Source organism: Stutzerimonas urumqiensis (assembly GCF_003640395.1).
In the GTDB taxonomy this organism is placed as follows: Bacteria; Pseudomonadota; Gammaproteobacteria; order Pseudomonadales; family Pseudomonadaceae; genus Stutzerimonas; species Stutzerimonas urumqiensis.
This window is the reverse complement of the sequence record NZ_RBZQ01000001.1, coordinates 440932-465108: the sequence shown is the minus strand read 5'-3', so window position 1 is coordinate 465108 and position 24177 is coordinate 440932. Positions and strand designations below refer to the sequence as shown.

The 24177-nt window shown below is 66.4% G+C and carries 16 protein-coding genes; 6 read left to right on the top strand and 10 right to left on the bottom strand.

The features are described from left to right. Window positions 1-9: 9 nt before the first annotated feature. On the top strand, window positions 10-660 hold the full coding sequence (locus tag D7325_RS02365) for a DUF4198 domain-containing protein (RefSeq protein WP_120993693.1): 651 nt from the start codon (window positions 10-12) through the stop codon (window positions 658-660). Between the two features lie 1539 nt (window positions 661-2199). On the opposite strand, the gene hrpA is transcribed toward D7325_RS02365, so the two are convergent. After that, window positions 2200-6297, bottom strand: coding sequence for an ATP-dependent RNA helicase HrpA (gene hrpA / locus D7325_RS02360; protein WP_120993691.1), 4098 nt, complete (start codon window positions 6295-6297; stop codon window positions 2200-2202). 123 nt (window positions 6298-6420) lie between these two features. On the opposite strand from hrpA, the gene D7325_RS02355 reads away from it, so the two are divergent. Next, a complete protein-coding gene (locus D7325_RS02355; protein WP_120993689.1) occupies window positions 6421-7338 on the top strand; it encodes a DMT family transporter in 918 nt (305 codons plus the stop codon). A gap of 52 nt (window positions 7339-7390) precedes the next feature. On the opposite strand, the gene D7325_RS02350 is transcribed toward D7325_RS02355, so the two are convergent. From D7325_RS02350 to fadD2, 3 genes are all read right to left on the bottom strand, one after another. Next, window positions 7391-8998, bottom strand: a complete 1608-nt coding sequence (locus D7325_RS02350) for a M28 family metallopeptidase (RefSeq protein ID WP_120993687.1) — start codon at window positions 8996-8998, stop codon at window positions 7391-7393. A 356-nt stretch (window positions 8999-9354) separates the two neighbouring features. Continuing rightward, the gene (fadD1, locus tag D7325_RS02345; RefSeq protein WP_120993685.1) at window positions 9355-11043 is read right to left on the bottom strand and encodes a long-chain-fatty-acid--CoA ligase FadD1; all 1689 of its coding nucleotides are present in this window, start codon (window positions 11041-11043) and stop codon (window positions 9355-9357) included. Window positions 11044-11387: 344 nt separating this feature from the next. Then, window positions 11388-13076 carry a long-chain-fatty-acid--CoA ligase FadD2 gene (gene fadD2 / locus D7325_RS02340; protein WP_120993683.1) on the bottom strand — a complete coding sequence of 563 codons (1689 nt, stop codon included), beginning with the start codon at window positions 13074-13076 and terminating at the stop codon, window positions 11388-11390. Window positions 13077-13313: 237 nt separating this feature from the next. On the opposite strand from fadD2, the gene D7325_RS02335 reads away from it, so the two are divergent. Continuing rightward, a complete protein-coding gene (locus D7325_RS02335) occupies window positions 13314-13784 on the top strand; it encodes a MaoC family dehydratase (RefSeq protein WP_120993681.1) in 471 nt (156 codons plus the stop codon). A 14-nt stretch (window positions 13785-13798) separates the two neighbouring features. Here D7325_RS02335 and D7325_RS02330 read toward each other — a convergent pair whose 3' ends face one another. The 3 genes from D7325_RS02330 to D7325_RS02320 are packed head-to-tail and all read right to left on the bottom strand — an operon-like array spanning window position 13799 to window position 16848. Next, window positions 13799-14656 carry an efflux RND transporter periplasmic adaptor subunit gene (locus D7325_RS02330; RefSeq protein WP_120993679.1) on the bottom strand — a complete coding sequence of 286 codons (858 nt, stop codon included), beginning with the start codon at window positions 14654-14656 and terminating at the stop codon, window positions 13799-13801. A 13-nt stretch (window positions 14657-14669) separates the two neighbouring features. Continuing rightward, a complete protein-coding gene (locus D7325_RS02325; protein WP_120993677.1) occupies window positions 14670-14873 on the bottom strand; it encodes a DUF1656 domain-containing protein in 204 nt (67 codons plus the stop codon). After that, window positions 14863-16848, bottom strand: coding sequence for an FUSC family protein (locus tag D7325_RS02320; protein ID WP_120993675.1), 1986 nt, complete (start codon window positions 16846-16848; stop codon window positions 14863-14865). The genes D7325_RS02325 and D7325_RS02320 overlap by 11 nt, the downstream gene beginning before the upstream one ends. A 186-nt stretch (window positions 16849-17034) precedes the next feature. Between D7325_RS02320 and D7325_RS02315 the strand changes: the two genes are divergently transcribed. From D7325_RS02315 to D7325_RS02305, 3 genes are all read left to right on the top strand, one after another. Next, a complete protein-coding gene (locus D7325_RS02315) occupies window positions 17035-17985 on the top strand; it encodes a LysR family transcriptional regulator (RefSeq protein WP_120993673.1) in 951 nt (316 codons plus the stop codon). Window positions 17986-18094: 109 nt separating this feature from the next. After that, on the top strand, window positions 18095-18322 hold the full coding sequence (locus D7325_RS02310) for a DUF2790 domain-containing protein (protein ID WP_120993671.1): 228 nt from the start codon (window positions 18095-18097) through the stop codon (window positions 18320-18322). 192 nt (window positions 18323-18514) lie between these two features. Continuing rightward, window positions 18515-19078 (top strand): NADPH-dependent FMN reductase, encoded by a 564-nt coding sequence (locus D7325_RS02305; protein WP_120993669.1) that lies wholly within the window; start codon window positions 18515-18517, stop codon window positions 19076-19078. Window positions 19079-19136: 58 nt separating this feature from the next. Here D7325_RS02305 and D7325_RS02300 read toward each other — a convergent pair whose 3' ends face one another. From D7325_RS02300 to D7325_RS02290, 3 genes are all read right to left on the bottom strand, one after another. Next, window positions 19137-21095, bottom strand: a complete 1959-nt coding sequence (locus tag D7325_RS02300) for a methyl-accepting chemotaxis protein (protein WP_120993667.1) — start codon at window positions 21093-21095, stop codon at window positions 19137-19139. A gap of 285 nt (window positions 21096-21380) precedes the next feature. Next, entirely contained in the window at window positions 21381-23522 is a 2142-nt protein-coding gene (locus D7325_RS02295; RefSeq protein ID WP_120993665.1) for a methyl-accepting chemotaxis protein, read from the bottom strand. Window positions 23523-23615: 93 nt separating this feature from the next. Beyond that, the gene (locus D7325_RS02290; protein ID WP_120993663.1) at window positions 23616-24116 is read right to left on the bottom strand and encodes a DUF4126 family protein; all 501 of its coding nucleotides are present in this window, start codon (window positions 24114-24116) and stop codon (window positions 23616-23618) included. Window positions 24117-24177: the final 61 nt, after the last annotated feature.

Here is a 24177-nt window from a genome sequence, read left to right as displayed (position 1 = left end):
GAACGAAACATGCTCAAGCCTTTCGCCTATGCGCTGCTCCTCGGTACCTTCGCACTGCCGGCTACCGCCCACGAACTCTGGCTCGAGCGGGACGGAACAGGCCCCGTCAAGCTCTATCTCGGCGAGCCTGATCAGGGTGTGCTGGAGCGCGGCGAAACCATCGCCGCCCTCGCCCCGACCACCACGCTGTTCGTCGCTACGCCCGCGGACGCGGCCACGCTCACCGTCAAGGACGATCACCTGGAAGCCAGCGTCGAAGGAACCGGCGACGTTCGCGCCACCAACGACCAGGTCTGGAAGCCCTGGGAAAACGACCAGGGCGAAGTCACCGCCGCCTTGATGCACGCCCGTTACGGCCGGACCGAAACCAAGCCGGGCATGGACTTCGAACTGGTCCCGGTGGAAGCAGGTGCCGATCGCTTCACCCTGATGTTCAAGGGCGAACCGCTCGCCGAAAACGACGTCATGCTGATCACGCCGGACAACAAGGCCAAGGAGCTGAAGACCGACGCCAGCGGTCAGGTCACGGTGCCGGTCGAGGGCGCGGGGCGCTACATCGTCGCCAGCGGCCACGAAGTACCGGCCAATGGACAGAAGGTCGCCGGCCAAGCCGTGGACAAGCTCTACTACGGCACCACCACTAGCTTCATCGCCGAGTAACCGACCGCCTAACGGCCGCCCCTCGCGCCATGCGGCGCGAAGGGTGCCGGCCAACCGCCTTCACCGGCGCCCGATCACGCCACCTGCGTGCACGAACGCCTCGCTTCTCCTGCAAGCACAACGATTGCTGTAGCCAGCTTGCTGGCGAAACTCTTGCTTTTGTTACTCGGCATCTCGCTGAGGTATTTGGACGCCGCGCTTTCCCGCCTGCCCTACAGGTTGCGTCCTACACGGTGCTAAGCGTTGGAAGATTTTGTAGGAGCCCGCTTGCGGGCGATGCTTTTGTCTTTTGGCTTCACGTTCGGGAGTTTCGGACGCTGCACTTTCCTCGGCCCGAACTACCGATTGCGCCTTGCACGGCGCTAAGCGTTGAAGAACTTGTAGGAGCCCGCTTGCGGGCGATGCTTTTGCTTCTGTTTCTTGGCGTCTCGCTGAGGTTTTTTGGCCGCAGCGCTTTCCTCGGCCCGAACTACAGATTGCGCCTTGCACGGCGCCTCACTTTTCTTTGTCTGGGCAAAGAAAAGTAAGCAAAAGAAAGCCCACCCCTGCATCCGGCCCCGGCTTCGCCGGGGTCCCCTCACTCCGGTGCCGCTCCAGGGGCCCGCCACGAAGGGCCATCCCTGGCCCTCGCGGCTCTCGCGGCATCCCTGCCGCTCAACCCCCTCCACGACACCTGCGCTCGGCCTGCTGATGGGGCGAGGGTGTGGCCTGATGGTTTGGGTGTGGAAAGCGAGAGAAGCAAAGCAGAGCAGAGCTGTTGTGGTCTCGAAAGCGAGACAACCGTAGGGTGCATTCGCGAATGCAATGCACCGGTTTCACATCGGCAATGTCCCCGGCGGATTGTTCGCTTCGCTCCTGAATCCGCCCTACGTCTTCGAAGCCCACGGACTAGGCCATCACCGACCGCCAGCCACCGTAGGGTGGAAAACCGCAAAGCGTTTTCCACCGCTTGCACCCAACCATCAAGCCACTCGGACCAACCCCCTTTCATCCGGCCGAACGCAGGCGTTGCGCAGGGGGACGAGAGGCAGGACGCCGAGCGAGGCGCGGCGGGACAGGGACGTCCCGTCGTGACGCGCCCCCCAGAGCGGCGCCGGAGTGAGGGAAGTCTTCGCACAGCGAAGACCCGGATGACGGGGTCGCCTTCTCTTTGGTTACTTTCTCTTGGCGAGACAAGAGAAAGTGACGCGCCGTGCAAGGCGCAATCGGTAGTCCGAGCCGAGGAAAGTGCGGCGTTCAGAAACAAGAGCTTCGCCAGCAAGCTGGCTCCTACGCAAAGCGCTGGTCATCTCCACCGAAACACAACGACCTGCATAGCGGACTGCCCTGCGATGGCGGGCCGTCTCCCTCTTCACAATTCACCTTACGCCGAGGGGGTCGCGCTTACGTGTACTCGTGCAAGCACAACGGTTCCTGTAAGAGCCGGCTTGCCGGCGATGGCGGGTTGGATGACCGAGCCATCAGAGCGGCCTGTTCGCCAGCAAGCTGGCTCCTACGCAAAGCGTTGGTTACCCACCGAACCACACCGGCCGCCGGCGTTCAGCCCTCGATCTCGTTCCATTGCTTGTTCAAGCGCTTATCGGACACGGGCATCTTCGTGCCCAGTTGCTGCGCCCAGAGCGAGACGCGGTATTCCTCAAGCATCCAGCGGTAGAGCATGAGATTGGGGTCGCGCTTGCCTTCCTGCTGGTGCTTGTTCAGGCGCGCCTGGTATCGCTCCCACAGGCCTGCAATTTCGCCAGTCCAGACGCGGTCGCGCTGCAGCTGGGCGCCGACCTTGTCGAGGCGCTGCTCGATGGCCTTGAGGTAGCGCGGGTACTCCTTCAGCCACTCGGGCGGAGTGTCGCGCACAAAGCCGGGATAGATCAGGTTAGCCAGTTGCGCCTTGATGTCGTTCAGCGCCACGGCTTGGGCGAGGTCGATCTTGCCCTTGAAGCGCTTCTGCAAAGTCTGACGCAGCTTGAGGATGTCGAGCACGCGGCGCGCCAGGCGCTCGGCGTGCTCGGTCCAGCCGCCGCGTTTCTGCTCGGCCAGCGAGGCCAGCGCGGCGCCGTCGCGCGGTAGCGGCGTCACGCCGTCGAGGATGGCTTCGTCGAGGCTGGCCAGCAGGATGTCCTCGACCAGCGCATCGGGCTTGCCCATGTCGCGGTAGAGCAGGCTCAGATCGGTCAAGCCTGGCAACTTGTTACGCAGGAACTTGGCCTGTTCGTTCAGCTGTTGCAGCAGCAGGCGCTGAAGCGCGCGGCGGTGCTGCCAGTCGGCCTCGGCCTGGGTCGGGAAGCGTCCTTCCTTCACCGCCCCACCCTCTTCCACCAGCGCTGGGTAGACCGTCATGGCCAGCCCCGCGACCTTCTGCTGGGTCTTTTCCGGGACCGCCTCGAAGGCGCGCGCCTCGACCGGTTTGTCGGCCTGCTGCTGCTTCTGCGGGACGGCCAGGGCGGCCTGGCTGGCCTCGGCGAAGCGCGCGGTGAGCGCGGCGAGGTCGCGTCCCTCGCCCAGGTACTTGCCGCTGGCGTCGACCACCTCGATGTTCATCCGCAGATGACGCTCCAGCCCGGCAACCGCCTCCGGCCAGGCCTCGTCGGGGATGCGCGCCCCGGTCATGCGCTGCAGCTCGCGCCCTAGCACCTCGAACAGCGAGCCCTGGCCGAAGGTGATCTTGGAAAGCGCGGCGGCAACGAAGTCCGGTACCGGCACGAAGTTCTTGCGGATCGCCTTCGGCAACCCGCGCACCAGCGCCACCGCCTTGGCTTCGATGAGCCCTGGCACCAGCCAGTCCAACCGTTCCGCCGGCAGTTGCGGCAACAGCGGCGCCGGCACGCGCAGGGTCACGCCATCACGCTCGCTGCCGGGCTCGAAGTCATAGCTGAGCGGCAGCTGGAGTTCGCCGAGCTGCAGCGTGTCCGGATACTGCGCAGCGGTGACCTCACGCGCCTCGCGGGCGAGCACGTCCTCCTCGCGCATGATCAGCAGCTGCGGGTCCTTGGCGCCCTCGCGCTTGTACCAGCTGTCGAAGGTCGCGGTCTGGTAGATGTCCGCCGGGATGCGCGCGTCGTAGAAGGCGAAGAGCGTTTCTTCGTCGGCGAGGATGTCGCGCCGGCGGGCTTTGGCTTCCAGCTCGTCGAGGCGCTCGAGCAACTGGCGGTTGGCGCTGAGCGCGCGGGCGCGGCTGTTGATGTCGCCGCGCACCAGTCCCTCGCGAATCAGCAACTCGCGCGATAGCACCGGCTCGATCGGCCCGTAATGCACCGCGCGGCGGCCGACGATGATCATGCCGTACAGGGTGACCTGCTCGAAGGCGACGACCTGCCCGCGCTTCTTCTCCCAGTGCGCTTCGAAGTGGTTTGTCTTGATCAGGTGCCGGGCCAGCGGCTCGATCCAGTCCGACTCGATCTTGGCGACCATGCGCGCGAACAGCTTGGTGGTTTCCACCAGCTCGGCGGCCATTACCCAGTTCGGCTTCTTGCGGCCGATGACGCTGGACGGATGAATCCAGAAGCGCCGCTGACGCGCGCCAAGGTAGTCGCCGTCCTCGGTCTTGCTGCCGATCTGGCTGAGCAGGCCGGCGAGAATGGCCTTGTGCACGGCGGCGTAGTTCTTCGCGCGCACTGCTGCCTCGGTCGCCTCGGCCTGTTGGGCGAGCTTGGCGTTGACGCGCTTGTCGGTGGTGAGCGCGGGTTGGGAGTCAGCCTCGGCCTGACGCGTGGACAAGGCTTCGCCGTTGTCCACCCTACGGTTTCGGCGCGCGTCCGCCTTTTCGTAGGGTGGATGGCCGGAGCCATCCACCGACTTGTTCGCGCCCAGCTTCAGCTCGCGCACGATCAACGTCAGCTGCCGATGCGCGTCGCGCCATTCGCGCAGGCGCAGGTAGTTGAGGAAGTGCTTGCGGCACCAGGTCCGCAGCGCGTTGGAGCCCAGCGCCTGGCGCTGTTCTTCGAAACCGCGCCAGAGGTTGATCAGCGCGGCGAAGTCCGAGTCCGGGTCCTTCCACTGGGCATGCGCCTGGTCGGCCTGGGTCTGGCGATCGACCGGGCGTTCGCGTACGTCCTGCACCGAGAGCGCGCTGGCGACGATCAACACCTCGTCCAGACTGCCCAAGTTGGCCGCCTCGAGCAGCATCCGCCCCAGCCGCGGATCGATCGGCAGGCGCGCCAGCTGGCGGCCGAGTGGCGTCAGCTGGTTCTCGCGATTGACCGCCGACAGCTCCTGCAACAGGTTGAAGCCGTCGCTGATGGCCTTGCCGTCCGGCGGCTCGATGAAGGGGAAGTCCTCGATCTGGCCGAGGCGCAGGTGCAGCATCTGCAGGATCACCGCGGCCAGGTTGGTGCGCAGGATTTCCGGGTCGGTGAATTCCGGTCGGCCGAGGAAGTCCTCCTCGCTGTACAGCCGGATGCAGATACCCGGCTCGACCCGCCCGCAACGGCCCTTGCGCTGGTTGGCGCTGGCCTGGGCGATGGCCTCGATCGGCAGTCGCTGGACCTTGGCGCGGTAGCTGTAGCGGCTGATGCGCGCGGTGCCGGAATCGATCACGTAGCGGATACCCGGCACGGTCAGCGAGGTTTCGGCCACGTTGGTGGCGAGCACGATCTTGCGCCCCGGCATCGGCCGGAAGATCTTCTGCTGCTCGGCCGGGGTCAGGCGCGCGTACAGCGGCAGCACCTCGGTGTGGCGCAGGTTGGCCTTGCGCAGCACCTCGGCGGCATCGCGAATCTCGCGCTCGCCGGGCAGGAAGACCAGCACGTCGCCGGGCCGCTTGCCCACCTCTTTCTCATGCGCTTCGATCTCGCCCAGCGCGGCAAGGATGCCCTGGTCGACGGTGAGGTCGTCCTCGACGCGGTTGCCGTCTTCGTCGGTTTCGGCGGCCAGCGGCCGGTACCAGAGGTCTACCGGATAGGTGCGGCCCGACACCTCGACGATGGGCGCATCATCGAAGTGCTGGCTGAAGCGCTCCAGGTCGATGGTCGCCGAGGTGATGATCACCTTCAGGTCCGGCCGGCGTGGCAGCAGCGTCTTCAGGTAGCCGAGCAGGAAGTCGATGTTGAGGCTGCGCTCGTGCGCCTCGTCGACGATGATCGTGTCGTACTTTTCCAGGAAGCGGTCGTGCTGCGTCTCGGCCAGCAAGATGCCGTCGGTCATCAGCTTGACCAGCGTGCCTTCGGCGCTGTGGTCTTCGAAGCGCACCTGATAGCCGACCAGCTCGCCCAGCGGCGTGCCGATTTCCTCGGCCACCCGCGTCGCCACGCTGCGCGCCGCCAGCCGGCGCGGCTGGGTGTGGCCGATCAACCCGTGCACACCGCGACCGATTTCCAGGCAGATCTTCGGCAGCTGGGTGGTCTTGCCCGAGCCGGTTTCGCCGGCCAGCACCAGCACCTGATGCTGCTCCAGCGCGGCCTTGATCTCGTCGCGCTTGGCGGCGATCGGCAAGGCATCGTCGTAACGCATGACAGGTACGCTCCGGCGCCGGGCCTCGACCTTGGCGCAGGACGCCTGGAAGCGTTCCAGCCACTGGGCGAATTTCGCCTCGTCGGGCTTTTTCTGCAGTTCGTGCAGCTGTCGGCGCAGGCGGTGGCGATCGGCGTTGAGCGCCTGATCGAGGTTGTTCAGCAACGTGGAGAAAGCGGGTGTCGAATCGGTCATCAGGCGGCTTGGAGGCTTGGCGACAAAGGCCGGGATTGTCGCAGATTTGCCCGGCCCGCCGCAGGCCGAATCGACCCTGGGTCGCTGCGCCGAACTCGGAATGCAACCTTATCGGAGACCTTCATGAAGCAATCGAACCCCTGGCACTCCCCCCTTGCACTGCTGATCGGGACGGGGACGCTGCTGGGGCTGACCAACAACCTGGTCAAGATCGCCACGACGGGTGGCTGGCAGCCGGTGACCTTCCTGCTATGGAGCCTGCTCGGCGCGGGTGTGCTGCTGGTCGGTCTGGCGATGGCGAGCCAGGCGCGGCCACCCCTCGGTCGAGCCCATCTGCGTTATTACCTGGTGTCGGGGCTGATCAGCATCAGTCTGCCGAACGCGGTGATGTTCAGCGCGATTCCCCATGTCGGCGCCGGTTATGCCTCGCTGTGCCTGGCCTTTCCGCCGCTGCTCACCTATGGGCTGGCGGTGCTGCTGAAGCTGGAACGGCTGCGCGGCCTGCGGCTGCTCGGCGTGGTGCTCGGGTTGATCGGCAGCCTGCTGCTGGCGATCGGCAAGGCGAGCGCCGGCGATGCACCGCTCGGCTGGGTGCTGGCGGTGCTGGTGGTTCCGGTGTTCCTGGCGCTGGGCAACATCTACCGCACCCTGCGCTGGCCGGCAGGCGCCACGCCGCTCGCGCTGGCGCCGGGCATGCTGTTGGCCGGCGCGCTACTGCTGGTGCCGAGCCTGGCCATGCAGGGCTTGGCGAATACCGATACGGCGGGCACGCCCCGGCAACCTGAGCTGTGGCCGGTGCTGGCGCAGATGCTCCTGTTCGCCTGTACCTACGCGATGTTTTTCCGCCTGCAAAAGATCGCCGGCCCGGTGTACCTGAGCCAGATCGGTTCGGTGGGTGCGATGGCCGGGGCGGCGGTGGCCATCCTGCTGCTCGGCGAAAGCGGCAGCCTGTCGATGCTGCTGGCGGCCGTCTGTGTGGTCATCGGTGTGGTGCTGATGTCGCGCCCGGATCGAAGCCCAGCGGCGCAGGAGGCGACCTGATGGTCGGCGGGCAGCAGGCAGCGGCGTCGAGGGCCGCTGCCTGGCCTGGTGCTTAGCGGATCAGGTCACCCCAACGCGAGCGCTCCTGCGGAACCGACAGCATGCGAAGGCTCTGCTGGCTCTGTTGCTCGGCCTCGGCGATCTCGTCGTCGATCATTTGGGTCGAAAGCGACAGCCAGCTGGTCGCGAACGCCAACGCATCGGCATGCAACTCCAACGCTTCGGTGGACAGGTTGGTCAGGTCATCGCAGGCCTGGTGGTAGCAGGGATCGTATGGCTGGCCGGCCGCGCCGCCATACAGCTGGGCCTGTTCGACCGTCTTGATCCCTTCGGCGCCGGTGAACAGGCCGCCGAACGGAATGCCGACCTCGAAGAACTGCGCGTAATCGGAGCGGAAGTCGATCTCGGTGCCTTCCGACGCCTCACCCCGCACATCGAAGTAGGCACGCAGCAGCCGCTCGATCGCGCCGGACCCGGGCGGCCCTTGCAGGCCGAAGTCGGAGCCGTCGCCGTCATAGATGAAGTTGGCGTAGTTCGGCGAACCGATCATGTCGGCGTTGAGGTACGCCTTGATCCGTCCCTGCTCCTGCTCGGACAGGCTGTTGACGTAGTAGGTCGAACCCACCAGCCCCGACTCCTCGGCGCCCCACCAGGCGAAACGCACCTTGTTGAACGGCCGCGCCTTGCGCATCAGCAGCGCCATCTCCAGCACCGCAGCGCTGCCGGAGGCGTTGTCGTTGATGCCCGGACCCTCGAACACCGAATCCAGGTGCGCGCCGACCATCACCACGTTGTCCGGGTCACCGCGCCGGGTTTCGGCGAGCACGTTGTAGGTCTCGGTCTGTTCGCGGATCACGTCGACCGTCATGGCCAGTTGCAGGCCCTCGGTCTGCGACCAGGCCACGCCGTTCTCGTAGGTCGCGAACAGCACCGGGATGCCGCCCTCGTAGGTCGAGCCGAGGGTGGCGACCATCAGCCCGGTACGGTCCTCGGTGTCGCCCTGGTTGAAGATGATGGCGCCCACCGCCCCTGCCGCCGCGGCGTTCTCGGCCTTCTGCTCGAAGGTGCATGCGCCCCGCTGCATCAGTGCGATCGAGCCGGCCGGGAAGCCGGCGAAGTCTTCCGCCTCGCAGCCGCTGGTAGAGGTGTTGCCGAGCCCGAGTTGCAGGTCGACCGCCACCACCGGCGCGGTGACGCTGCCCGGATCGGTCTGCTCGGGGTAGGAGAAGTCCTCTTCCCAGACGTACTGCTCGGCCTGCGGCGCGACGGCCGCGAGCGTGCCCGGACCTTTGGGATAGAACGCCAGGAACGGGAACGGCTGGATCGTCACCTGGTAACCGGCCTGTTCCAGCTGGGTGCGCACGTAGTCGACCGAGGACTGATAGCCCGGCGTCCCGGATGCGCGGTTGCCGTCGTTCAGCGAGGCGATGTCCTGCAGCGCCTCCAGGTGATTCATCACGTTGCTGACTTCCATGCAGCGCGGCAAGCCGAGCGGCGAACTGACCAGCAACGGCGACCGGCAGAGCGCCGGGTTCGGCATGCCGGGGGTCCAGAACTCGTTGAACTGAGCGGGATCGCTTTGCGGTGCGGCGAGCGCGGCCGTGGACACGGCCAGAGCGAGCGACGCGACTACCCGTACTGCATTGTTTTTCTTGTGCATGGGTAACTCATCCTTGCGGAAAGTTGATGGGTAGGCCGCTGCCTCACGACATCAATCTCAGCGAACCGCAGGGCGCGGCCATAGGCTGCTAGACCGGTTCCATGCAGCCGCGTTCGCGCGGTTCCGTTCGTTGCCGCGCCGTTGGTCGGCAAGCGCCGCAAAGCCTGTGCAACGATGCGAAACGGCACTGCCGCACCCCTCCCTCTGGCCAACCGCGTGCATAAACGCACCGCGGCGAGCGGCGTGTGTCTTGGCGAGGTCAACCGTTCCCAACTAACCACCTGGCGTTACGCTCGAAGCCGTGCGAGAAAACAAAAAGCCCCGCGAATGCGGGGCTTCTTTTCTTCAGCGCGAGATCACTTCTTGCCGAGCTTCTTCAGCTCTTCGTCGCGCAGTTCGCGACGCAGAATCTTGCCGACGTTGGTGGTCGGCAGGCTGTCGCGGAACTCCATGTATCTGGGTCGCTTGTAGCCCGTGACGTTGTCGTGCATGTGCTGCATGACCTGCTCCTTGGTCAGGCTCTCGCCGGGCTTGGTGACCACGAACAGCTTGATCGCTTCGCCGGATTTCTCGTCCGGCACGCCGATCGCCGCGCATTGCTGCACGCCAGGGAGCGTGGCGAGCACGTCTTCCAGCTCGTTGGGGTACACGTTGAAGCCCGAGACCAGGATCATGTCCTTCTTGCGGTCGACGATCCGCATGTAGCCGTCTTCCTGGATGATGCCGATGTCGCCGGTCTTCAACCAACCCTCGGCGCTGAGGATCTCGGCGGTCGCCTCGGGGCGCTGCCAATACCCCTTCATCACCTGCGGGCCCTTGACGCACAGCTCGCCGACCGAGCCCATCGGCAGGTCGTTGCCCTCGTCGTCGATGACCTTGCACTGCGTCGACGGCAGCGGGATGCCGATGGTGCCGATCTTGATGTGGTTGACCGGGTTCACCGACACCACCGGGCTGGTCTCGGTCATGCCGAAGCCTTCGGCGATGTCGCAGCCCGTCAGCGCCTTCCAGCGTTCGGCCGTCGCCAGTTGCAGCGCCATGCCGCCGGAGACGGTGAGCTTGAGCGAGGAGAAGTCCAGCTTGCGGAACGCCTCGTTGTTGCACAGGGCGACGAACAGGGTGTTGAGACCGACGAAGCCGGTGAAGCGGTACTTCGCCAGGTCCTTGGTGAAGGCCGCCAGGTCGCGCGGGTTGGTAATCAGCACGTTGTGCGCGCCGATCAGCATCATCGCCATGCAGTGAAAGGTGAAGGCATAGATGTGATACAGCGGCAGCGGCGCGACCATCACCTCGGCGCCTTCGGCCAGCTCGCTGCCCATCAGGGCGCGGTTCTGCAGCATGTTGGCGACGATGTTGCGGTGCGTGAGCATCGCCCCCTTGGCCACGCCGGTGGTGCCGCCGGTGTACTGCAGCACGGCGAGGTCTTCACCCTGCGGGCTGGCCTCGGTCACCGCCTTGCCGTGCCCCATCGACATGGCCTGGTTGAACTTGACGGCCTGCGGCAGGCGGTAGGCCGGCACCATCTTCTTCACATGCTTGACGACGCTATTGACCAGCAGGCGCTTGAGGCCCGGCAGCATGTCGCCGACTTCGGTGACGACCACGTGCCGGATGCCCGTCTTGGGCAGGACCTGCTCGGCGAGGTGCGCCATGTTGGCCAGGCAGACCAGTGCCGTGGCGCCCGAATCGTTGAACTGGTGCTCCATTTCCCGCGCGGTGTACAGCGGGTTGGTGTTGACCACGATCAGCCCGGCGCGCAGGGCACCGAACACGACGACCGGGTATTGCAGGACGTTCGGCATCTGCACGGCGATGCGGTCGCCGGGCTTGAGGTCGGTGTGGTGCTGGAGGTAGGCGGCGAAGTCGCCCGAGAGCCGGTACAGCTCGCCGTACGTGAGGGTCTTGCCGAGATTGCTGAAGGCCGGCTTGCTGGCGAAGCGCTCGCAGGACTGCTTCAGCACGGCTTGGATGTTCTGGTACTGCTCGGGATCGATCTCGCTGGGTATCCCGACTGGATATTTATCCTTCCAGAAGTTATCGGTCATAACGCCCCACTCCTACGCGTCAGCTGCATGTTCGCGCGCGATTGCAGCTGTTTTGTTGTGTTTTGTTAACTTTTGTACCGTTATCCCGGCCAAAAATCGGGGCCGAGCGTAGCAGTTTTGCCGCAGGCGGAACAGAGCCGAAAGCGGGGCCGGCTGACAAAAATATGACCGATCAAGGCGCTTCGGTCACCGTCGACCAGGCGACGCCGCCAGCGATCGCAACGGCTCTGGCACGCACCTGACGGGCGAAGCGGGAATGAAAACGCCGCGCAAATCGCGCGGCGTGGATTGGGACTGCCCCGCGCCGGACGAGCCGATGCAGGCGTCGGGTCAGTGGGCGGTCGTCAGGCCATGTCGCGCAGCTCGCGCCGCAGGATCTTGCCGACCGGCGTCATCGGCAGGGCGTCCTTGAACACGTAGTGCTTGGGAATCTTGTAGCCGGTGAAATTCTCGCGGCAGTAGGCCTGCAACTCCTCGAGGGTCAGGCTCGGATCGCTACGGACCACGAACAGCTTGACCACCTCGCCGGAGCGTTCGTCCGGCACGCCGACCGCCGCGCAGCTGGCGACCTTCGGATGGGCCATGACCACGTCCTCGATCTCGTTCGGGTAGACATTGAAGCCCGAGACGATGATCAGGTCCTTCTTGCGGTCGACGATCCGCACGAAGCCGTCCTCGTCGATGATCGCGACGTCACCGGTCTTGAGCCAGCCCTCGGCGTCGAGTACCTCGGCGGTGGCGTCGGGGCGGTTCCAGTAGCCCTTCATCACCTGCGGGCCCTTGACGCACAGCTCGCCCCGCTCGCCGAGCGGCAGTTCGTTGCCTTCATCGTCGATCACCTTGAGCGCAGTGCCCGGCACGGGCAGGCCGACGGTACCCAGCCGGGCCTTTTCGCCGTGCGGGTTGGCGCTCACCACCGGCGAGGTTTCGGTCAGGCCGTACCCCTCGGTCACGGTGACGCCGGTCAGGCTCTTCCAGCGATCGGCCACCGACGACACCAGCGCCGTGCCGCCGGAATTGGTGCCCTTGAGCGCGGAGAAGTCGATCTTCTTGAACTCCGGGTGCGACATCAGCGCGACGAACAGGGTGTTCAGCCCGAGGAAGCCGGTGAACCGCCACTTCTGCAGTTCCTTGACGAAGCCGTTGATGTCGCGCGGGTTGGTGATCAGCACGTTGTGGTTGCCGGTGACCATCATGCACATGCAATTCACGGTGAACGCATAGATGTGGTACAGCGGCAGCGGCGCGATCATCACCTCCTGGCCTTCCTTGATGATCGGGTGACCGTCGTCGCCGAGCTGCTGCATGTTCGCGTGCACCTGGCGCATGTTGGCGACCAGATTCCCGTGCGTCAGCATCGCGCCCTTGGCCACGCCCGTGGTGCCGCCGGTGTATTGCAGCACCGCGATATCGTCGAGGGTCGACTGCACGGGCTTGAGGCTGTGACGCGCGCCGTCGCGCAGCGCGGCCTTGAAGGCGACCGCCTGCGGCAGGCTGTAGGCCGGCACCAGCTTCTTCACATGCTTGACCGCGGCATCCACCAGCAGGCCCTTGAGCGCCGGCAGCATGTCGCCGATCTTCGCCTCGATCAGGTATTCGATATCCGTATCGGGCAGCACCTGCTGCACCGCGTTGCCGAAGGTATTGAGGTAGACCAGCGCACGCGCGCCCGAATCCTTGAACTGGTGGCGCATCTCCCGCGTGGTGTACAGCGGGTTGGTGTTGACCACCACCAGCCCCGCACGCAGCGCGCCGAACACGGCAATCGGGTACTGCAGCAGGTTGGGCATCTGCACGGCGATGCGGTCGCCGGGCTTGAGATCGGTGTGGTTCTGCAGGTAGCTGGCGAACGCCGCGGAGTGGCGCTCAAGGTCGGCATAGGTCAGCGTGACGCCCATGTTGCTGAAGGCCGGTCGGTCGGCGTGGTGCTTGCACGATCGCTCGAATACCTCGACGACCGAGCGGAAGCCGCCCATGTCGATCTCGCTGGGCACACCCGCCGGGCGCTTGTCCTTCCAGAATTCAGGTTGCATTTGTTATTGGCCTCTTTACCTGAGAACGTCTGGCCCGCATCGGGCGCACTGCTTGGAAAGTAGCAGCAAGCGGGCCGAGGGCAAACAGCCTGGCGGCGTCATCACTCGGCTGAATTTCGCTCATCCCGCCTTGCTGCTGAATGGCCGGCCTGGCAGGCATCGCTTGGGCACCGGCGACCGGGCGCCTAGAATGCCTGCCGACGCGAATGCCCCTCCCTTCATGTACGAGAGACCTTCATGAACGACGTGACCAACACACCCTACGAGGCCCTCGAAGTCGGCCAGAAGGCGACCTTCAGCAAGACCGTCCAGGAAGCGGACGTGCAGCTCTTCGCCGCCGTCTCCGGCGACCGCAACCCGGTCCACCTGGACGCCGACTTCGCCGCCGGTACCCTGTTCAAGGAACGCATCGCACACGGCATGTACAGCGGCGCGCTGATCAGCGCCGCCATCGCCTGCGAGCTGCCCGGCCCCGGCACCATCTACCTCGGCCAGCAGCTCTCGTTCAGCCGCCCGGTCAAGCTCGGCGACACCCTGCGCGTCGAACTCGAGATTCTCGAGAAGCAGCCGAAGAACCGCGTGCGCATCGCCACGCGGGTGTTCAACCAGCACGACGAGCAGGTCGTCGACGGCGAAGCGCAGGTGCTCGCCCCCCGCAAGCAGGAAACCTTCCAGCTCGCCGAGCTGCCGCCGATCAGCATCGGCTAAGGCTGGCCGCCTGGTCAGGGTGCATCCAGCACCTTCACGCTGGCGGTCATGCCGGCGGTCAGGCGCAGCGATTCCGGCCGCTCCAGCAGGCGAATCCGCACCGGGATACGCTGCGCCAGCCGCACCCAGTCGAACGCCGGATCGACGCTGGCGAGCAATCGATCGCCAGCGCCGACGGTTGGATCGGCAATCGCCAGGCTGATGCCCTCCACCTCCCCGCGCAGCGGCTCGCCGGTACTCATCGGCCACACCTGCACCGGATCGCCGAGCTGGATGGCGGGCAGCTTGGTTTCCTCGAAATACGCCTGCACATAGAACGAATCGTCCACCACCAGCGCCATTACCGGGTCGCCGGCACTCACGTGGTTGCCCTGCACCAGCCGCAGGTTGGTCACCTGCCCGGCCTGCGGTGCGACCACCTGCGTGCGGGCCAGATCGAGCTCGGCGGCACGCACGGCCGCTTCGGCCTGGCGCAGCTGCGCACGGGAAATGGCAGCGGCGATCTGCGCGTTTTCCCGCTGTTCGGCGCTGATGGATTGGCCGAGCCTGGCGCGCCGCTCGGCCTCGTGCTCATGCAGGCGCAGCTCCTGCGCCCGCACCTGCGCCACCGCACGGGCCTGGTCCAGCGCCGCCTGGTAGCGCTCGGGGTCGATCACCATCAGCACCTCGCCCTTGGCGACATGCTGGTTGTCGCGCACGCGCAGGTCGACCACCGCGCCCGACACATCGGCGGCCAGCGTCACCACATCGGCCTGAAAGCGCGCATCGCGCGTCCAGGGGGCGATCAGGTAATGCTGCCAGAGCCGATGACCGGCCAGCGCCGCCAGGGCGACGACGGTCAGGGTCACAACGACACGCAGCGGCGTTTTCATGCACGGCCTCCTCTCATGATTGGCTCATCAGGGCAACAACCACGCCCATCAGCACGATGAACAGCGCCAGGTCGAACAGCGCCTCGTGCCAGATCCAGCGACCGAGCGGCGTATGCCTCAGCAGGGTCCGCACGGCGAGCGTCGCCAGCAGCGCGAAACCCGCGGCGACCAGATAGGGGCTGACGAGCACGCCCCCGAACGACCACTCATGCCACATCGACGGCCTCCTGCGCGGCGCACCATTGGTTCCAGCTTCGTTGAAGTTGCCGCATGGCGCCTTCGCCGAGCCGGCGGGGCGGCCCATCGGCGGCCGACTCGAGCGCCGCGCCGAGCGCACGGATCGCGGGCTGCAAGGCTTCGCCCCGACCGGCCGCGGGGCCGCGCAGCAACGAATCCCTGAGCAGCGCCAATCCCTCGGTCTGTCGCTGCCGATCCGCCGGGTGGGCGGCCGCCAGGCACAGGCGCAGGTGCAGCAGCTCGTCACCGATGTCGAGGCCGAGCAGCCCGTCGTCCCAACGCTGGCGCTGCTCGGCGGGCAGCTGCGGGAAGTGGCGAGCCAGCTGGATCAGCCGCTCGGTCATGCGCCCGGCGAACCAGGCATCGGCACCGGCCAGGTGGCGCTCGGTCAGCGCAGCGAGGTCGCGCAGCGTCGCCTGTCTCAGACGGCGACCGTGCCAACCCGGGCTGCGCAAATCGAACAGGCGGAACGCCATGACCGCCGTCCCCACGCCCAGCAGCATGCCGAGCGATTCGTTGAAGAAGTTGGCCACGTTCGGCGCGATACCCGTGGTCGGCAGGGTCAGCACGATGAAATGCAGGCTGAACGAGGTCGCCGTGCCCATCAATGCCGGGCGCGCCATGCACAGGGCGCCGAGCCACAGCGGCACGCCGAGGGCCAGGGCCAGCATGGCGAAGCCGCTCCACTGCGGCAGCAGAAGTTGCCCACAGACGAAGGACGCCGGAATCGCCAGGAGGATGCCGCGCAAGAAGCCGAAGCCGATCTGCACGGCATTCTCACGGCTGGCGAACAGGCCGCACACGACCGCCGCCAGGATGATCGCGCCCACCGCGGCGCCCCAACCGGTCGCGAGCCAGAACGCCGACAGCACCAGCAACGCCACGGCCGCGCGCGTACCGTACAAGGCCGCCAGGCGCAGGTCGCGGTGAGCCGAAAAGCCCCCTTCGTCGATGGCCACCGCCGCGCCTTGCTCGACCGCGGCCAGGGCCTGGCGGGCACGGGCGAGACAGTCGAGCAGCAACACCAGCCGCCCCCGCAGGTACAACGCGCCGGCACTGCTGCCTGCCGGCTGTGCCAGCTCCAGAAGCTCGCGGCGCAGCTGGGCAGGGTCGGCCGAATCAGGCGCCTGCAACAGCGCGTCCACTCGCCGGAGCCAGGGCATCAGCCAGGCGGCGTCCGCGGCTTCGAGATCCCGGCGCTGGCGTCCGACCGCGCGCGCCGTTCGGATCAGGCTCAGCAAGGCGCGGCTCAGGGCACGAATGGCGCGCGCCCGACGACGGCCCTCCCCGCCTTCGAACCAGGCATGCTCACGCTGGGCCTCGATCGCCAGAATCTGCCCCAGCAAGGGCAACAGGCCGGACTCACCGGCCGTGTCGTCGGCGATCTCGGCGGCGGCCATGCGCAGGGTCGCCTGCCAGGTGGATCGGGCCTGCCCCAGCAACCGCTCGCTGACATGCTGCGGCCACACCACCGCGCTGACCGTCGTTGCGCAGACGATGCCGAGTAGGATTTCCGAACACCGCGCGACCGCATGATCGAACACCCGCGTCGGTTCGCCGATCGCCGGCAGGGTGATGAGCACCGCGGTGTAGCCAGCCAGCACGAAGGCGTACGACCAGGCGCTGCGCAGGAGCGTCGAACTGGCCGTGCACAGCCCGATCCACAAGGCGAGCCAACCCAGGAACAGCCACGGCGCCTGAGCGGCCACCGCCACCATCAGCACCGCCATCGCCGCGCCGGCCAAGGTGCCGACGATCCGCGCCAAGGCCTTCTGCACCACCATGCCCGCCATCGGCTGGGCAACGATGAAGGCCGTCATCAGCGCCCATTGCGGCTGGTCGAGGCCCAGCCGCATCGCCACCCAAAGCGCCAGCAGACCGCCGAACAGGGTTTTCGTGGCGAAACGCAGCGCCAGCGGGGAAGGCAGCAACAGAGCGTGAAGGAGTTCGCGCAAGGTCGGGCTCTTGACGGAAGGTTTCAGACAGAGACAACGCCAGCAGGCGCGAATGCTCCCCTGGCGCGGCTCGAACGACGGGCAACTCTAGAGAACCACCGCTCCCCGGAAAAACCGGCCATGCGGTGATAGACCATTACCTGTCAGGTGATAATCGCGCCCAACAGACAAGACGGAGCATTTCCCGTGGACCTGATGCACGCCATCCGTACCTTCGTCCGCGTGGCCGACGCCGGCAGCTTCACCGCCGCGGCGCAGGCCAGCGACCAGTCGACCGCCCACGTCTCGCGGCTGGTGGCCGATCTCGAACGTCATCTCCAGGCACGCCTGCTGCAACGCACCACGCGGCGGGTCAGCCTGACCGAAGCCGGTGCCCGCTACCTCGAGCACTGCCGGCGCATCCTGGCCGACCTCGATGCGGCCAACGCCGAAGCCGGGGGCGCGCACCTGACGCCGCGCGGCCGGCTGCGCGTGCACTCGATCATCGGCTTCGGCACGCAGTTCCTGGCACCGCTGGCGGCGCGCTATCGGGATCGCTGGCCCGAGGTGACGCTCGACCTGATGCTGTCCCAGCGCAACCCCGACCCGCTCGAGGAAGGCCACGACGTGGTGATCTCGCTGTCCCGCCAGCTTTCGGATTCGGACCTGGTGGCCCAGCACATCGCCGACATCCATTCGGTGGTTTGCGCATCGCCCGCCTACCTGCGCCAGCACGGCATTCCACGCACGCCCGATGAACTGGTCGAGCACCGCTGCCTGCGCCTGGTAGACCCGGCCTTCCCGGAGGGCTGGGTCTTTCTCGAAGACGGCCTGGAGCGCCCCGTGCGCCCACCGGTCGCCTTCCAGGTCAACGTCGCCGAAGCGATCGCCCAGGCCGCCGAGGCCGGCATGGGCATCTGCCTGCTGCCTGACTACGTCGCCGCCAACCTCCTGATGCAGGGCCGCCTGGTTCGCCTGCTGCCCGAGCACCGCCTGCACCCGAAGGGCCTGTATGCGGTCTACCCGTCACGGCGCTACCTGGATGCAAAGGTCAAGACCTGGATCGCCTTCCTGAAGGAGGAAGTCCCCAAGGCCTTCGACGGGGTGGCCGCCATCATCGAAGACCGGCGCTACTGGGCGGATGCGACGCGCCTGTAGGTCGAGCGATTGTTACGGATTAGACAAAAGATCGTTTGCCGTAGATTGGTTTTTCTATGGCCCCAGCTTCCCTAGCCTGCGTGCATCCCAACCCCATCGGAGATGCACCATGAAACCTTTCGCCCTCTTGGCCGCCCTGGCTCTGCTTTCCACCGGCGCGCTGGCTGCCGACGAAGAGACCTATCACTACGGCCAGACACTGGACATCGCCAAAGTCATCTCGATGACCAACCCAACCGGCTGCCAGGTCGGCGAAGCGGTGATGGTCTATGAGGACTCCCACGGCCAGGTCCATCGCCTGGTGTACGAGCGAATCGGCGACGATTGCAGAAACTGACACGCCATCGGAGCGGGCCGCGGCAATAACCGACGGCCCGCTGCCATCTACCGCTAATCGAATCGCCCTCGCTACAACCGTACGACGACGCAGCCCCTGCGCACGTACCGACCTACATGCACACCGGATGCAGTCATCCGCGTCCGAAGAAGGTCTGCCCTGAACCCGCATCTTCATCTTCGGAGCGTATGCATGAGCAAGGTCTACACCATCGCCGTACTCGTTGGCAGCCTGCGCAAGGCGTCGATCAACCGCAAGCTGGCCCTCGCCCTCTCGGACCTCGCACCCGAGTCGCTGAAGCTGGACATCGTCGAGATCGGCGACCTGCCGCTCTACAACGAAGACATCGACGGCCCCTCGGCGCCCGCACCCTATGTACGCTTTCGCGAACAGCTCAACGCTGCCGATGCGGTGCTCTTCGTCAGCCCTGAGTACAACCGCTCGATCCCGGCGCCATTGAAGAATGCCATCGATGTCGGTTCCCGCCCGTATGGACAGAGCGCCTTCAGCGGCAAGCCCGGTGCGGTACTGACCGCCTCGCCCGGCGCCATGGGTGGTTTCGGCGCCAACCATCACATCCGCCAGTGCATGGTCTTCCTCGATGTGCCGCTGATGCAGCAGCCCGAGGCCTACCTGGGTGGCGCCGCCAGCTTCTTCGACGAACAGGGCCAGCTCAGCGACGGCATCCGCCCTTTCCTCCAGAAATTCATCGATGCCTACGCAGGCTGGGTGGAGCGCCACGCGGGCGGTCGCTGATTACGAAATGAAAAAGGCGCCGGGGTTAGCGGCGCCTTCGTATCGAGCGATCTTGCGATCAGGCGACCTTGAACCGCCCCACCAGTTGCTGCTGTTGCTCGGCCAGACGGGCCAGTTCCAGGCTGGTGGTCGCCGTCTGCTCGGCGCCGGCGCTGACCTGGATGGCGACGTCGTTGATCTCGGTGACGTTGCGGTTGATGTCTTCGGCGACCGAGCTCTGCTCTTCGGCGGCCGAGGCGATCTGGATGTTGCGGTCGCTGATACCGGCCACGCCATCGGCGATCTCGGCCAGCAGTTCCCCGGCGCGCTCGACGTTGCTCGCACCCGCCTGGACGGTCGCCAGGGTCTCCTGCATCGAACGCGCGGCGCGGTCGGAGCCGGCTTGCAGGTTGGCAATCATCTGCTGGATGTCGCCGGTCGATTCCTGGGTCTTCTGCGCCAGGACGCGCACCTCCGAGGCGACGACGGCGAACCCGCGGCCGTGGTCTCCAGCCCTTGCCGCTTCGATCGCCGCATTGAGCGCCAGCAGGTTGGTCTGCTCGGCGATGCCGCGGATGACGTCGAGCACCGACGAGATCGAATCGCTCTCCTGCTTGAGGTGGCCGATGATCTCGGCGGTCTGGTCGGCCTGCGTCGAGAGTTCGCGAATCACCGTGATGGTGCTGTCGATCTCGTTCTTGCCCTGCGCCGTGCTGCGATTGACCCGCTGCGAAAGCTCCGCCGCATCGTTGGTACTCTTGGCGACCTCGCGCACGGTCGCACTCATCTGATTGATCGCAGTCACCACCAGCTCGGTGCCCTGGCGCTGGCGCTCGACGCTCTCGCTGGTTTGCACAGTTACCGCCGAGCACTCTTCCGCCGCGGTGGCCAGTTGACCGGTCGCATTGCCGATCTCCTGCACGACCTGGGTGAGTTCGTCGGCCATGTGGTTCAGGTTGTTGGCGATGACGCCGAACTCGTCCTGGCCCTGATAGGCCGCACGGGCCGTGAGATCCCGCGAGGAAAGCGCCACAAGCGCCTCGTTCACCGCAGCGACCGACCGGTTGATGTTGCGGATGATGACGTACGACAGCAACGTCACGGCCAGCAGCGCACCCAGCACCAGCGCGAGAGTCGTCCACAGCTGCACGCTGGCCCTGGCCCGCGCCGTCGCGGCCATGTCGCCCACGCTTTTGCCGAGCGCTTCCTCGACCTGGCCCAGCAGATCGATGCGGGTGGTCGCGGTTTCGAACCAGGCCTCAGGGTTCACGCCCAGCGGCGCGCCCAGCGGCACGTCGAAGGCCAGCCGCTGCAAGCGCGCCACTTCCAGGGAACTGGGTTGTTGCAGCTTCTCGTCGAACTGGCGAACGAAGTCCGCGGGCGCGGCACGCCGGAAGTTTTCCAGGTAAGCGGAGAACTCGCCGAGGTTGCCACTGAAACTGGCCAGCAGGCCCGCATCGAAATGGTCCTGGTCGAACACCACGCCAAGCGTCGCGCGCTCGCGACCGGCGCGCTCCTTCATCTCGATGAACTGGTTCAGCGACCCCAGCGCCTCGGACAGTTGGATCACGTCGACGCTGTTCTTCAGCGCATAGGTGAAGCCGATCAGGGACTTGATGGTGGCGGTGAAGCGTGCACCTGATTCGCGCCCGTCGATGCCCAGCGCATCGATCTGGCCGCGAGTGCCTTGCAAGGCGTTCAGCGCGGCCACCGCCTCGCCCTGACCGCCAGCGGCCGACAGCGACGCCCGCACGGCTTCGATCGCCTCGTCGGTGTCGCGCCGCATGACCGGCAGACGATTCTTCATGACCTTGCCCTGGCTGCCCAAGTAGACGCCGCTGGCGCCACGTTCGCGTTGCAGCGTATCGATCAGCCGGCTGACCTTCTGCGCCGTGGCGCTCGCCTGGACGGTCGCCTCCATGTCACGCAGCGTCTGATAGCGGTCGGCGATGAACAGCCCGGCCAGCCAGAGGAAACCCACGAGGGGCAGCAGCAGAATCATCAACAACTTGAACCGCAGAGAAATGTTCCTGAGCACGTCTTTTTTTGCAACCTCGTTTGCCTGACCCTGGCTATCCCGATGCCAGGGCCGAATTCGCATCTGCACTGCTCCGACGTTCGCCGGGCAGGTTCGGAAATACGGCAGGGCCGCTCTGTGGCAGGCCTTGCGCGATGGGTATCGTCTGGGCCTGCAATTTATTGACGGCATTTTTTTGCCTGCGGCAACTTGGCTGATCTGCGTCAACGAACGCGGCGTAATCCAGGCCGTACGTCGACCGGCGCCGCACCCGGCCGCCAGCGCTCCTCGGGTGCGGCAGCGTCCTCAGACCTTGAACTGATCCATCAGACCCTGCTGATGGTTGGCCAGGGCATTGAGCGCCTGGCTGACGCGGGCCGATTCGTCGGCCTGTTCGGTCAGGGTCCCGGTCACCTCTCGAACGCCGGCCACGTTGCGGTTGATCTCTTCGGCGACCGCGCTCTGCTGTTCGGCGGCACTGGCGATCTGCAAGGTCATGGAGGTGATGACCGAGACCGCGTCGCCGATCCGATCGAGCGCCGTCGCGGCCGACGCGACGTGCGCCACGTTGTCCTGCGCTTGCAGATGGCCGTCACGCATCGATTCGACGACATCACGGGTGCCCTGCTGCAAGCGCTCGATTACATGGCGAATCTCTTCCACCGATTCCTGGGTGCGCCGCGCGAGGTTGCGCACCTCGTCGGCTACGACCGCGAAACCCCGCCCGGCCTCGCCGGCACGCGCCGCCTCGATCGCGGCGTTGAGGGCGAGCAGATTGGTCTGCTCGGCGATGGCACGGATGGTTTCGAGCACCGAGCCGATCTGCTCGCTGCTGGTCGCCAGGCCTTCGACCTCCTGCATGGCCGAACTCATGTCGCGCGCCAGCCGCTCGATCCGCCGGGTGGTCTGGTCCACCACGGCGAGCCCGTCGTGGGTGGCCTGGTCCGCAGTGCTGGCAGCCTCGGCCGCCTCCGCGGCATTGCGGGCGACGTCCTGCGCGGTGGCGCTCATTTCGGTCGAAGCAGTCGCGACCTGATCCACTTCGCTCAACTGCGCCTGCATGCCCTGGCTGGTGCGCCTGGCGATGTTGGCGGACCGATCGGCAGTGGTGCGGGCATCCTGCACCGAGCGTTTCACATCCGCGACGATAGGTTGCAGCTTGTCGAGGAAGCGGTTGAAGGCGCCTGCGAGCTGGCCCAGCTCGTCCCGGCGCGGGTAGTCGAGCCTGCGGGTCAGATCCCCTTCCCCGCTGGCGATATTCTCCAGCATGCCTGCGACGGCCAGGATCGGGCGGGTGACCCGCCGCGCCATGAGACTCATCAGCCCCAGCCCTGCCACGACTGCGGCCAGTCCAAGCAGGACGGACAACAGGCTGTCGCGGGTGCGCTGGTCATCCAGCGTCTGCTCCAGCGCCTCGGCACGCGCCAGCACCACCTCGGTCGGCGCCTGAATCGCGATGCCCCACGGCTGCGCGCCGGGAATCGGCACGATGGGCTCGAACACGCCGAAGGTCTCACCCTGCGAGGCGGGGAGCGCCCGGCCGGAGGCGAGGCCCTGCTTGAACAGGGCGGCCTGATCGGGATAGGCGCGCTCGACCGGTTCGCCAAGCGTGGCCGCGTCCCGGCTGTTGGCGGCCATGAGTCCCGCCGGGCTGACGATGGCGACGTCTGCCTGTCCGTCGTACAGCTGACGGCTGGCACCCTCGGCGAAGCTCTGCAGCGTGGCGAGGCTGATGTCGATCCCGATCACGCCGATCACCCGGCCCTGCTCGCGCAGCGGCAACGCGATGCTGGTCATCAGGACCGGCGCGTCATTAACCGTATCGACGTATGGCTCCAGCAGGCAGGCGGCATCAGCCTCGAGCGGGCAGGTGTACCAGGCGTTGTAGGCCGCCCCGCTCGGCCCTGGCGTGGTGTCGTGCATCTCCTCTTCGGTCATGACCTCGAGCAGGAAGTCGCCCGGCTCAGCCTGCGACCAGTACAGCGCAAAGCGGCCCTGCTCGTTGCTGCCGAGCTCGCCCCGGTCGATGTGCAGCGCATCCTGACCATCCAGCCGGTCGGGTTCGAAGGCCATGTAGATGCCCAGCAATTCGGGCCGCGCCTTCAGCGCATCGCCCAATACGGCGGTCAGCGTCTGGCGCAGCGCCTCGCTGGCGAGCACGCCCTGGGCCTGTTGTACACGCAGCAAGGCGGCCTGACGGGCCAGCCCGCTGGCGAAGGTATGGATTTCGAGGAACTGGGTGCGAATCTGCTGCGCCTCGGCCTCGGCGCGCGCTTGCAGGCGCAAGCGCGCGGCATCCTCGAGCATGCTGACGCTGGTGCGCTTGACGACCTCGCCACTGCGCTTGGACTGGTACAGGGACGCGCAGACCAGCACGGTCACGATGAGAAGCAGGCTCAGGCCGGCCAGGGCGGTGAGCTTGAACCTGATGGAAGATCGATTGAGCATGGGAGTCGCCGGCAAGACAGATGAGCCGGCTTATCGTCCGCTGCATGATGCGCTGAAGGGCCAGGCACGGCTCGAGCCTGCCCATCCGTCGGCTCAACCGTCGGGCTCAACCTGCAAGGCGCGCCGCAACCCCGCATTGCCAAGCGCGAATGCCAGTCCATCCTCCGCCAGGCCGAGCGCGGCGTTGCTGATCGCGCCGGTGCGATAACGCTTGCGCAGGCGAATCATGACCACCGAGGAAACGCAGGCGGCCGTCGCGCCGAGCAGTGCCGGCAGCATCATCGGCTGTCGACGGGCACCGGCGAGCGCCGCTGCGCACAGGCCACCCGATACCGCGCGAACCGCCATGGACGGCGCGATGGTGCGATCCGGGGCGAAGGGCAGCTTGTCGCCCAGCAACTCACCGGCCGCCAGCGGCGCCAGCAGATGGCGCGTGCGGGGCGCGGCCAGCGTGCGCGCGGGCTCGCCGATGGCGTCCAGATCGTTTCGATCGGCCAGCGCGTGGCTGACCATCGCCGGCGCCAGCGTGCTGCGCATGCCGGTGACCAGCCCGATCGCCAGGGCGCCCCATAAAACACCGCTCGATGTCGTCATGATCGTTCTCCACGCCGGTGCAGCTTTCATCGCTCGGCCGACCTCTTCGCCGCCTCGCCCT